This window comes from Pseudoalteromonas sp. APC 3694, from assembly GCF_030407565.1.
Classification (GTDB): Bacteria; Pseudomonadota; Gammaproteobacteria; order Enterobacterales; family Alteromonadaceae; genus Pseudoalteromonas; species Pseudoalteromonas tetraodonis.
On sequence record NZ_JASDDE010000005.1, the window covers coordinates 74,502 to 86,845 of the forward strand.

Here is a 12,344-nt window from a genome sequence, read left to right on the forward strand (position 1 = left end):
ATCGACCAATGGATTAAAAGTCCACTGCTCTACCAACTGAGCTAATGACCCGCTCTGTGTCTAACTGCCATTAATTCATCCTGAAGCTTGGGACCGGCTCGTCGTCCTGACTCGCGTTCATAAGACTGCGAAACTTCGTTTCGGTTCTTATTCACCCAACTGAGCTAATGACCCGCTCTAAATTCTGTGTAGAATTAACATGCTGCGTAAATCCGCCGATTAAACCAATCTTTACTTAAATAAAGAATGGTGGGTCATGATGGACTTGAACCATCGACCAATGGATTAAAAGTCCACTGCTCTACCAACTGAGCTAATGACCCGCTCTTTTTGCCGCATTTCGAGTGGGGTTACCATTCGTTTGCTGCGGGCGCTTATAATACTTATTTATAAAATGAGTGCAACCGAAATTGTCTCTTTTTTTAAGTTTTTATGTCTAGTTGAGCAATTTTAGACCGCTTATGACAAAAAGCAGTCTAATCAAGCATCAACATTTATTTTGATAAGCGTTCTGTGGCTAATTTAGCAGCAGTTGTACTTGGGTACTGATTGATAAGCTCATTCAGTATTTTTTGTGCTTCTGCCTTCAAACCTTGCTCTTGTAAAAGTGTACCAAGCTTTAACATCGCATCTGGGCGTTTATTTGAATTTGGAAATTCGTTAACAACTACTTTAAAGTGCTCGGCTGCTTTTACACCGTCATTTTTAATCGTTAATAGTTGTCCCAGCCAATAATGTGCGTTTGAGGTGTACACTGAATTTGGATACGTTGTTAAGAACGCTTGAAATTCTGGAATAGCTTGGTCGTAGCGTTTATCTTTCATTATAAGCGCAACAGCACGTTCGTACGCTTCGTTTTCAGATAAATCGCTGCTGTAGCTCTGCTCGTTACTAGGCTGTGTGTAGTCTGTTGTAGGCGCTGGAGCCGTCGGCTTTGCATACGCTTGGCTAACACGGTTCTCAATTTCTTGATAAAGCTCGCGTTGACGCTGGAGTACTTTTTCAAGCTTATAGCTTTGCTCTTCTGTTACTCCGCGTATTTGACTAACTTCATCTTGCAGTAAATTGAGCTGTTGCTGTAACTCTACTTGTAAAAAATTACGCTGTTGCATCATACTTTCAAGTGTTGCTAAACGCTTTTCAATGCTTGACTGTGAACTTGCAGCTTCTGAAACAGGAGCGGGAGCAGCCAAAACTTGGGTGCTCCCGCTCAATATCATGGCTGCCAAAATAATTTTCGGCTTCATAATATCTCTTATCTTAGTAAACTAGTACCGCACGGCGGTTTTTAGCGAAAGCAGACTCAGTGCGAGATTTAACCATTGGCTTTTCTTCGCCGTAGCTAACTACTGACATTTGGCTTGCAGAAACACCTAAGCTTTGTAGGTATTTTTCAACTGCTTGTCCACGGTGCTCACCAAGTGCAATGTTGTACTCTGGCGTACCGCGCTCATCTGCGTGGCCTTCAATTAATACTTTAACAGAAGGATTTTTAACTAAAAACTCAGCGTGTGCACGAAGTAAGTCTGCATATTTGCTTTCAACTGTCGCTTTATCAAAGTCAAAGTAGATAATTTGCTCTTGACGAAGCGCTTCGTACTTTTGACGAAGTTGCTCTTCTGCTTGTTGCTCTGGCGTCATTGTGGCTACTTCAACTGTATCCGTTGTTGTTTGCTCAACAGTTGCTTGGTTTGACTGGTTAGCTGCATTTTCGTCGATATCTGAAGATGAGCTACAAGCTGCTAGTGTCATTACTGGCACAGCAATTAGCAGGCCTTTAAGTATTTTGTTAAGTTGCATTGAGTAGATTCCTATTTTGAGTAAACCAGCAATTATTACTGTAAATATGGCGACCAAGCAGGTGCCTTTACTTGTCCATCAAGCACAGGTAAACGTGCTTTAAAACGACCGTCCATCGATACTAGCGCAAGTACCTGTTTATTATTGTGGAGCGTGCTGTATATAATCATCGAGCCATTTGGCGCTATGCTCGGTGATTCGTCAAGGCGAGTTCGTGTTAAAACTTGAAACGCACCTGTAGCCAACTCTTTCTTAGCAAGATGATACTGTCCGTTAGTACGGTTTACCATCACTAATTCTTTTCCGTCTGGCGAAATAGAACCCGCTAGGTTCATGTCACCGTCAAAGGTTAATCTTTGCGTTCTGCCAGTTTTTAAATTTAACTTATAAATCTGAGCATTACCACCCCTTTCCGACGTAAATACTATATCTTCACCATTTGGGTACCACGAAGGTTCGGTATCTATACTACGATGGCGTGTTAATCGCGTCTCTTTACGTGTTAGTAAGTCTAATAAGTAAACCTCAGTTGCACCAGTTTTATCTTTTGACAGCACGAGCAGTAACTTTTTACCATCTGGCGAGAATTGCGGCGCGCCGTTAATTCCCTTGTAGCTGGTGATCAATTCGCGTTTACCCGTATAAATGTCTTGAATGTAAATTTGGCTCTGGCGATTTTCAAAGGTTACATACGCTAACTTAGTACCGTCAGGTGACCAAACCGGCGACATTAATGGCTCTTTTGAACGCAATAATACTTGTTCATTAAAACCATCGTAATCAGCAACGACTAACTGATAAGGCTTTTCTTCGGTATCACGTACAATAACATAGGCTATTTTTGTTAAAAACGCGCCTTTTTCGCCAGTTAGCTTTTCATAAATAACATCACTAATGCGGTGCGAGTATCGACGAAATCCAGTTTCACCAATTACGCTTTGACGTGCTTCTAAAATATGGTCTTGGCTTTGAACAAGCTTACCGTTGCTCATCATTTGTGTTTCACCGCCAGTAATTTGGCCGCGAATAACATCAACAAGCTCATAACGTACTAAGTAACGTCCGTTGGTTTGCTGTTCGACTTCACCCACTAAAACCGCTTCAACGCCTTTATTAACCCAAGCGCCGTAATCAATATCGCCGTCTTTATGTGGTTGTTGAGGCATTTGTGAAACGCTAACTGGCTTAAATTTGCCACTGCGCATTAAATCAGCAGCAATAACATCGCTAAGCTGCTCTGGAATAGGGCCAATACCTTGATATTTAAAAGGCACAATCGCAATCGGTCTTGCACCGTCTATACCTTCAGTAATAACAATTTCAAGTGCCGCGTGTGCAACACCCTGAAACCCTAATATTAAAACTAAACAGGCTATTTTAATTTTGTTAAACATGTCATCCCTTAAAACTCTGGCGCGATGGTTATATTAATATTCTTTAATTGTTCGAATACGTCTTTATCTTTCGATACCGGTAATGTGTCGGCCATGCGAACCGCTCTTAAAGCAGCTTCACACACTAACTTATCACCACCTAACGACTTAACCTGCGTAACCAAGCCATTAAACCCAAGACGGAGATTAATGCGGCATTGCTGGTTTTTCATTTTTTCATCAATTAATAAGTTTTGCTGAATACGCGCCATAATTAATGCACGGTATTTATCAACTTCACTCACTACTTGCTGTTGACGTATTTTATTGCGTGCAGCCTGCTCTTTGGCAAGTTGCTCTTGCAGTATTTGTTCTTGCAATGCTTGCTGACGTTTACGCTCAGCTTCTTCAGCACGTTTTTTACGCTCTTCTTCGGCTTTTTTAAGCGCGGCTTCTTCGGCTTTGCGTTTGTCGGCAGCCGCTTTAGCAGCATCTTCAGCCTCTTGCTTTTGCTTTTGCGCTTGTTTGGCTTTTGCTCGCTCACGTTGTTCTATTTCGCGGGCTTTTTTAGCTTGAGCTTCGGCTTCGGCTCTTTCTTTCTCTTTAGCTTTGCGCTGCTGCTCTAGCTTTTTAATGCGTCTTGCTTCAGATTCTCTTTGCTTACGTGCTTCTGCTGCGCGGCGCTCTAAATCACGAATGCGTTTATCTTCAGCGCGCTTTTTATCTTCTTCTTTTTTGCGTAACTCAGCAATTTTTTGCTCAACCTGCTGTTGATCCACGGTCACAGCAGACACCGCATTTTCTGGCTCAGGAATGGCGGCATTAAGCGTCACTTCCATTACTTTAGGTTTAGGTGGATGAATGTTTGCTGATGCATACAAAAATCCCCCTAATGCTAAATGCAGTATTACTGATTTGATTAACGACGTATTCATATGACTACTTGGTCCCCTCAAAGGATTCGGTCATTAAGCCTACCGATGGTACACCTGCATTCTTCAAAAAATCCATGAGCAGTAACACTTCTTGATACGACACTTTACCTGAGCCTTTAATCATTACTGGGGTATCAGGGTTTTTCATTAGTTGTAGTTTAATTACAGCGGCTACATCTAATGCTTCCATTGGCTCTTCCGGATCAGTACCTATACTTACATAATACTTACCTTGCGAATCAATAGAGGCAATAATGGGCGGCGTATCTTTGGTATCAACTAAGTCTGACTCTTCCATTTTTGGTAGGTCTACTTTTACGCCATGGGTTATTAATGGCGCAGTGGCCATAAATATAATAAGCAACACCAACATTACATCAATGTATGGTACTACATTAATTTCTGCGACTGGGCGACGCTTTTTACGCTGGTACATTCGCTTGAGCCTCTATTTGGGTAGCTGCTTGACGGTGTAAAATATTGGCAAATTCTTCCATAAAGTTAATGTAATGAGATTCTAACTTTTCAACTTTATTAGCAAATCGGTTATAGGCAATAACGGCAGGAATAGCCGCAAATAAACCCATTGCTGTTGCAATCAAAGCTTCTGCTATACCTGGTGCAACCATTTGTAAGGTTGCTTGTTTTACTTCACCTAAGGCAATAAAGGCATTCATAATACCCCATACTGTACCAAACAAACCTATGTAGGGGCTAATTGAGCCAACGGTTGCTAAAAACGATAAGCTTGATTCTAGTTTTTCTATTTCACGAGAAAGCGCAACCCGCATTGAACGATGCGTGCCTTCCATAACAATGCCTGCACTTTGAAAGGTATTTTTTTTGTGGCGTGCAAACTCTTTGAAACCTGAGGTGAATAACGCTTCAATACCCGTTGATTGACCACCGCGTGATGAAATTTCGTTATATAGCTTACTTAGGTCAACACCAGACCAAAAACGATGCTCAAATTTTTTGGCATTTGCTAAGGCGTCAGAGATGGCTTTTTTACGTTGAAAAATAATAGCCCACGACATAACCGACATAGCAACCAACGCTAGCATTACTAATTGCACAAGCAAACTGGCTTCTAGAATTAGATCTAAAAAATTAAGCCCTGATCCCACGTTAAACTCCTAAATAATTAAAAACATCAAATTGATTTATTTGAGTAAGGTAACTTTGTAACACATTAGCCACCATTAAAGTTCAGCTAGTGTATCTAGTGTATTTCCTGCTGACAACGATATTGCTGTGAATAGCCAACAAAAAACGTTAAAAAAATAATTTTACTACTTAACTCTTGTTTTACTGTATAAATAAATAACAACAAGACTATTTATAAGCCCGCTTAATTTCACTAAAGAGTCACAAAAATACGCTGTTTATTCAAAATTAATGCATAAGCACTCATAAACACTACACGCTTACCTTAACGTAATAGTAAAACTAATACCGAACGTTTATATGTTAATACACATAAACAAAGCATTTCATTAACTTATAGAATTAATGGTTAATTAACATGCAACATTAAGTAAAAACAGAAAACCCTGCTATTAGTTTTTTTAATCTGAAAATATAAATTTTCTAGTTTGAACAAATTCTGCCGCTTCGGTATTATTCTCCTATACCGAGCTAGCGCATTAAATGAAAGCTATTTCATTGAATCCAGTTCTTCGTAATATGATTTATTTCGTATTACTTTTTTACTTCTTGGGGTATGACCTCAACAAGTAAAACGTAGTTCCCTAGATTACTTCCTTAAACTTGTTGTTTGCCCGCATTATTTGCGGGCTTTTTTTTGCCCGCAATTTGTAAAATTAGTTACACTCGGGCTCAATACCGTTACTGCAGGCGCACAATAGCCTGATATGTCTTAACGCTCAGTGAATTATTGGCAAAGTAAAATACGTCTAAATTTAGCCTTTGCTTATACTAAAAAGCCACTGTCGTTAAAATGACAGTGGCTTTAGAAAGAGTCTCGTTATTCTGGTTATTTAATCTTTTTTAGGTAACAAGCCAAAATGGTGATACGCATTATCAGAGACAATTCGCCCTCGCGGCGTGCGCTGAATAAATCCTTGTTGAATTAAAAACGGTTCGATCACATCTTCTATGGTTTCTTTCTCTTCGCCTATTGCCGCGGCTAGGTTGTCAAGGCCAACAGGGCCACCCATAAACTTTTCGATGATGGCGAGTAAATATTTACGATCCATGTAATCAAAACCGCTTTTATCAACGTCAATCATGTCGAGGGCTTGTTGAGCTACCTCAGCATTAACCGTACCGTCTGACTTTACTTGGGTGTAATCGCGCACTCGACGCAATAATCGATTTGCAATACGTGGCGTGCCACGAGAACGTTTGGCTATTTCGGCGGCGCCATCGTCACACATTTCTAAACTAAGATAATGCGCTGAGCGCCCCACAATGTGCGATAAGTCTTCAACAGAATAAAATTCTAAACGCTGTACAATACCAAAGCGGTCACGCAGTGGAGAAGTTAATGACCCCGCACGGGTAGTTGCACCAATGAGTGTAAACGCGGGTAAATCAAGCTTAATAGAGCGTGCAGCAGGGCCCTCACCTATCATAATATCGAGCTGGTAATCTTCCATTGCCGGGTAGAGTATTTCTTCTACTTGCGGGCTCAAACGGTGAATTTCATCAATAAACAGTACATCACCTTCTTCAAGGTTAGTAAGCAATGCGGCTAAATCGCCCGCTTTTTCAAGCACAGGCCCAGAGGTGGTTTTAATATTTACGTTTAATTCGTTGGCTACAATATTGGCAAGCGTGGTTTTACCTAAGCCTGGCGGACCGAATATTAATAAATGATCCAACGCTTCGCTACGACTACGCGCGGCTTCAATAAATATTTCCATTTGTTGCTTAACATGCGGCTGACCACGATAATCGGCCAGTAACTTAGGCCTGATAGCACGGTCTATGGTATCTTCGTTGGTTTTTTCAGCAGCATCTATTAAGCGATCAGCTTCGATCATAATTTACTCACAGCATTGATTTCAAAGATTCTTTAATTAGAACCTCAGTCGACATATCGGGTTTGCTTATTGATTTTACTGCTTTTTGCGCTTGTGGCAATTTATAACCGAGCGCCACTAACGCCGAAACCGCATCATCGGCCGCATTATTGGCTATAGTTGCATCGCTCGCAGGCTCTATTACGGCGCTATCGCTAAATGGGGTAAATAAATCGTTGCCCCAATTTTTTAATCTGTCTTTCATTTCGAGCACTAAGCGCTCTGCGGTTTTTTTACCCACACCTGGCAATTTAACCAAAGCGGTAGCATCTTCATTATTTACGCAACTTACAAACTGCTGCGCCGACATGCCCGACAAAATAGCTAAGCCTAATTTAGGCCCTACGCCATTAGCTTTTAACAGCTCTCTAAATAACGCACGCTCGGTTTTATTATTAAAGCCAAACAATAACTGTGCGTCTTCGCGTACTACAAAGTGAGTGTACACAATGGCGTTGTCGCCTACTTTAGGCAAATCGTAAAAACAGGTCATTGGCATTTGTACTTCGTAGCCAACGCCGCTCACTTCTAATAGTATTTCTGGGGGCTGTTTTTCAACTAACACGCCGTTTAAGCGACCTATCATTGTTATTTCCTTAGACGTCCTCTAACGGTTTTGCTTGCGCTACCCGCTAGTTTTATTAAATTTTGTTCAGAGTGGGCATGGCAAATTGCAATTGCAAGCGCATCCGCCGCATCGGCTTGCGGCGTACCTGGCAGTTTAAGTATGTTTTTAACCATATGTTGAACTTGCGATTTATCTGCCCCACCGTTACCCACAACGGATTGCTTTATTTGCCGTGCTGAGTATTCAAAAACCGGTAAGTCGGCCATAGAGGCACCGACAATCGCAGCGCCACGAGCTTGGCCTAACTTTAAAGCAGAATCAGGGTTATGCGCCATAAATACTTTTTCTATAGCAAATGTTTCAGGCGAAAATTGCTCTATAAGCTGTGTAATGCCTTGGTAAATCATTTTAAGTCGGGTGGGAAAGTCATGATCGGCTAATTTAATACAGCCACTGCCTAAGTAAGTAAACTTAGCCCCTTGGTGCGCAACCACACCGTAACCCGTTAAACGCGAGCCCGGATCAATCCCTAAAATTATGGCCAAACAGCACTCTCATTATTGTTATTTATTAATAGTGCTAATAATGCCAGAGCACTGTATAAATTACCAGTACCAAGCAAAAACAAAAATGCCTACATAAAAAGTAGGCATTTAAACGCTATTTGGCTGAAAAGTTTACGCCAATGCGCGTACTAAGCCTTGGGTATTTTGTTTAAGCGTACGGGCAATCATAAAATAGCCTAACCCTGCTACAAACACGCCACCAGCAACGGGGCCAATAATCCAAATATTAGGATGCAGCTTACCCGCTAAATCAAACATTTGCTGCTGAACAATCAATAACGCAATATCGCTGAAAAATGCAGCCACCAGTCCGGCTAAACCGCCCAGTAATAAAAACTCATACAAGGTGGCATTTTTGATTAATCGGCTTTTAGCGCCCAAAGTACGCAGTATCACAATTTCTTGCATCCGCTCACCTAAGCTTGCTTGCACCTGCGATATAAGTACCAACGCGCCACACAACACCACAATAGCCAGTACAAAGCCAATAGCTAACGACACTTGCTCAATAGTCGATTGAATTTGTTTAACAAAGTTGTCTACATCAATCGCTGTAATCGTAGGATATGTACGTAATAACTGGCTAAAGTCGCGCTTTTGCTCAGGCTCAATACGTACTGATGAAATATACGTGGCCGGAAAGCTGCTCAACACATCAGGGCTTAAAATAATGAAAAAGTTAGGTTTAAGCGTGGCCCAATTAACTTTACGTACACTGGTAATTTTAGCGTCGAACGACTGCGCACCAATTAAAAACGTGAGGGTATCGCCCATTTTCACATCAAGGCGCTTCATCATCGACTCTTCAAGTGAGGCCTCAGCTACTGCGCCATCGCCAAACCACTGGCCATCGATAATGTCATTTTGTGAGGGGACTTCGTTAAGCCAAGTTAAGTTAAGCTCGCGGCCAATACCTGAGCGGGCTTCTTCGTCTTTTTTCTCGTTGTCTTGCAATGACACTTCACGTGCTACTGCTTCGCCATTTACTGCATTTACGCGGCCACGAATCGTTGGGTAAAACTCCGACACTTGAATGCCTTTTTGCGCTAAGTATTCATTTACCGGATCCAGCTCATTTTGCGTAATATTAACCAAAAAGGCATTAGGTGCATCGCTTGGTAACTGAGACTGCCAATCCGAAATAATGTCGTTTTTTAGCACAATTAAAAACAACAGTAATTTAATCGCTAGCGAAAAACTAATTAGCTGCACCGCATTAACGTTGGCGCGCTTTTGAATAGACGCAATAGCCAACGACCAGCTGTTACCTGGCTTTAAGCCAAGCTTTCGGCCCCCGCCAAATATTAATTTAGAAATTAAAAACAACACTAAAATAAGCGCAAGCGTTGAGGCAAATAAAATAAGGGTAATTTTAATATTGTTACTAAATAACCACATTAATAAAAATACCGTTAAGGCGCTAAGCCCTAAATGGATTTTACTTACCGCAAGGCGATCACCTAAATTACGGCGAAGCACTCTAAGTGGTGGAATATCAAATAAATCTAACAATGGCTTAATAGAGAACATAACCGCACAAATAACCCCGGTGCTAATGGCGACTAACCACGGTTTAAACCCTGCCATGGGCAGTTCGGTTCCCATGCTTTTTGCAAGGTAACCAGCTGCAACTTCTTGTAAGCCGTAACCAATAGCAAGGCCAACGACTACCGCCATAGTACACACCATTAATAAGTGCATAAGGTAAATTTTGCGGATCATATCGCGGCTGCCACCTAAGGTTTTCATCATCGCGACGGGGTCGTATTGACGCTCACAATAACGCTTGGCCGATACCGCAATAGCAACCGCGGCTAATATAATGCCCAGCAAACCGGCTAATAACAAAAAGCTTTCAGCTCTGTTTAAGCTATTTGAAATGGGCGATTGACGGTCTTTTACACCATACCAGTTTTGGTTTTCTTTAAGTTGCGGTTTTAACCAATCGTAAAAACTATTGATGTCGCTTTCATCACCTGCATACAACTGGCGGTAAAATACACGGCTACCGGGCTGTATTACTTCAGTTTTTGGTACATCATCAATATTAATAAGTACTCTGCGACTGCTAGAGAACACATTAAATGGCGCATCGGGTTCTTCTACAATCACCTTTTCCACATTGAATAACGCGGCACCTAATTCAACTTGGTCGCCTACGTTTATGTTTAAACTGTAAAAAACAGATTCACTTAACCATACGTTACCAGGGCTTGGCGCACCGGGTGCAACCTCAGTTTGAGCATTCAAACCCGACTTAACTTTCAATTGGCCTTTAAGCGGGTAACTGTTTGATGCAGCCTTTACCGAGCTAAACTGCATTTGATCGTTTGCAAACAGCATAGTGTCAAAGTACACCATTTGTGCAGTTTGTAAGTTTTGTTGTTCTGCTTTGGTTATAAAGGCGGTATCTATGGCGTGATTGCTGGCAAGAACACGATCTGCTGCTATAAATGCACTGCTTTTTTGGGCAATACTTTGTGCAATTCGCTCTGTCACCATAGATAAAGTAAGCACGGTTAATACTGCCAGTGCAATGGCTGCGCTTATTACGGTTAGTTCACCACGGCGAAACTCACGAGAAAATAGTTTAAGCGCTAATTTAGCCCACATTTGCCATTTCCTCTGTTGAATTGTGTACCAGCTCACCCGCCTCTATTTGAATAATACGTTCACACTTTTGCGCCAGTGCTTCATCGTGGGTAACTAAAATAAGCGTAGTGCCATTTTGTTTATTTAAATCAAATAATAACGCTTCTATCATGTGGCCGTTTTTGCTATCTAGGTTAGCTGATGGCTCGTCGGCAAACAGTATTTTAGGCGAACCCACGAATGCCCGAGCAATGGCAACACGTTGTTGCTCACCACCAGATAACTGCGACGGGTAATGATCAACACGGTGACTCAAGCCGACTTTTTCAAGTAATGCGAGCGCTTGCTCTTTAGCATCATGTTCGCCAGCAAGCTCAGCGGGTAACATCACGTTCTCAAGCGCAGTTAAACTTTGTACCAACATAAAAGACTGGAATACAAATCCGATTTTAGCAGCTCTCAGTGCGGCCCGTGCTTCTTCATCTAATTCGTGCAGCGGCTCGCCATCTAACACCACCTCGCCACTGCTAGCCGTATCAAGCCCTGCTAATAAACTTAATAAAGTGGATTTACCGGAACCCGACGTGCCCACTACGGCAACAGACTCGCCATGCTTGACATTAAAGCTGATGTCGCTGAGGATGGACAACTCACCTTCAAAGGTGGAAACCACTTTAGATAAACCATTTACTTGAATTATATTTAATTGAGAAAGCGCTGACATATGACTCATTCTATCCTACGTTGTGTATTCATTTTATTTTTAGTTATTAACCCACTACACGCGGTAGCTAACAACACGATTTTAATACTTGGTGATAGTTTAAGCGCAGCCTATGGCTTAAAACAAGAACAAGGCTGGGTGCAATTGTTACAAGATAAATACGATACCGAGCAACGTCCTATCAACTTAGTAAATGCCAGTATTAGCGGCGAAACCACCGGCGGTGCATTGCGCCGATTAGACGCGCTACTTGAGCAATACCAACCAACTCACGTGCTCATTGAGCTTGGTGCTAATGATGGCCTGCGCGGTTTTCCAATCACAAAAATGCAAACTAACTTAACGGCTTTAATTGAAAAAAGCCAAGCTGCAAATGCACAAACCGCACTTATGGAAATTTATATTCCACCTAACTATGGCCCACGTTACAGTAAAATGTTCACCGATAGTTTTGCCAGTGTTAGCAAAGCCACAGGCTCTTATTTAATGCCGTTTTTTGTACTTAAAGTAGCAGGAAAAAACGAGCTAATGCAAAACGATAACTTACACCCTAACAAAACTGCGCAACCAATACTACGAGATGAAATGTATAACACGATCAACCAGTGGTTAAATAAAGAGTAAAGCCGTGTAAAACTTCTGGCGCAAGCGCTTAATATTAAACGCTTGCGCAATAAATATCCAAACAAACAAAAGCTTATTGATTTTTTTATAAATACACGTACTATTGCAATCGAAG

At 41.6% G+C, this 12,344-nt stretch carries 12 protein-coding genes and 1 tRNA gene; 1 reads left to right on the plus strand and 12 read right to left on the minus strand.

The window, feature by feature from the left end; translation table 11 throughout:
• Positions 1-247 precede the first annotated feature (247 nt).
• The 12 genes from QMA00_RS03305 to QMA00_RS03360 form a co-directional block, all read right to left on the minus strand.
• Positions 248-323: transfer RNA gene (locus QMA00_RS03305), tRNA-Lys, on the minus strand.
• Positions 324-494: 171 nt separating this feature from the next.
• Complete coding sequence (gene ybgF / locus QMA00_RS03310; RefSeq protein ID WP_036983047.1) at positions 495-1,247, minus strand: tol-pal system protein YbgF; 753 nt, start codon at positions 1,245-1,247, stop codon at positions 495-497.
• A 13-nt stretch (positions 1,248-1,260) separates the two neighbouring features.
• Complete coding sequence (gene pal, locus QMA00_RS03315) at positions 1,261-1,800, minus strand: peptidoglycan-associated lipoprotein Pal (RefSeq protein WP_036983049.1); 540 nt, start codon at positions 1,798-1,800, stop codon at positions 1,261-1,263.
• 35 nt (positions 1,801-1,835) lie between these two features.
• Positions 1,836-3,194, minus strand: a complete 1,359-nt coding sequence (gene tolB, locus QMA00_RS03320) for a Tol-Pal system beta propeller repeat protein TolB (RefSeq protein WP_013464640.1) — start codon at positions 3,192-3,194, stop codon at positions 1,836-1,838.
• 8 nt (positions 3,195-3,202) lie between these two features.
• Entirely contained in the window at positions 3,203-4,108 is a 906-nt protein-coding gene (gene tolA / locus QMA00_RS03325; protein ID WP_076920777.1) for a cell envelope integrity protein TolA, read from the minus strand.
• Positions 4,109-4,112: 4 nt separating this feature from the next.
• Positions 4,113-4,544, minus strand: a complete 432-nt coding sequence (tolR, locus tag QMA00_RS03330; RefSeq protein ID WP_016899822.1) for a protein TolR — start codon at positions 4,542-4,544, stop codon at positions 4,113-4,115.
• Positions 4,531-5,235, minus strand: a complete 705-nt coding sequence (gene tolQ, locus QMA00_RS03335; protein ID WP_036983052.1) for a protein TolQ — start codon at positions 5,233-5,235, stop codon at positions 4,531-4,533. The genes tolR and tolQ overlap by 14 nt, the downstream gene beginning before the upstream one ends.
• Positions 5,236-6,108: 873 nt before the next feature.
• Positions 6,109-7,116 carry a Holliday junction branch migration DNA helicase RuvB gene (ruvB, locus tag QMA00_RS03340; protein WP_013464636.1) on the minus strand — a complete coding sequence of 336 codons (1,008 nt, stop codon included), beginning with the start codon at positions 7,114-7,116 and terminating at the stop codon, positions 6,109-6,111.
• Positions 7,117-7,123: 7 nt separating this feature from the next.
• Positions 7,124-7,741 carry a Holliday junction branch migration protein RuvA gene (gene ruvA, locus QMA00_RS03345; RefSeq protein WP_036983054.1) on the minus strand — a complete coding sequence of 206 codons (618 nt, stop codon included), beginning with the start codon at positions 7,739-7,741 and terminating at the stop codon, positions 7,124-7,126.
• 2 nt (positions 7,742-7,743) lie between these two features.
• Complete coding sequence (gene ruvC / locus QMA00_RS03350; protein WP_076920776.1) at positions 7,744-8,268, minus strand: crossover junction endodeoxyribonuclease RuvC; 525 nt, start codon at positions 8,266-8,268, stop codon at positions 7,744-7,746.
• A gap of 132 nt (positions 8,269-8,400) precedes the next feature.
• Positions 8,401-10,902: an FtsX-like permease family protein gene (locus QMA00_RS03355; protein ID WP_076920775.1), complete on the minus strand. Its 2,502-nt coding sequence runs from the start codon at positions 10,900-10,902 to the stop codon at positions 8,401-8,403.
• Positions 10,892-11,605 carry an ABC transporter ATP-binding protein gene (locus tag QMA00_RS03360; RefSeq protein ID WP_076920774.1) on the minus strand — a complete coding sequence of 238 codons (714 nt, stop codon included), beginning with the start codon at positions 11,603-11,605 and terminating at the stop codon, positions 10,892-10,894. Before QMA00_RS03360 ends, QMA00_RS03355 begins: the two co-directional genes overlap by 11 nt.
• Between QMA00_RS03360 and QMA00_RS03365 the strand changes: the two genes are divergently transcribed.
• Entirely contained in the window at positions 11,606-12,229 is a 624-nt protein-coding gene (locus QMA00_RS03365; RefSeq protein ID WP_036983058.1) for an arylesterase, read from the plus strand.
• Positions 12,230-12,344: the final 115 nt, after the last annotated feature.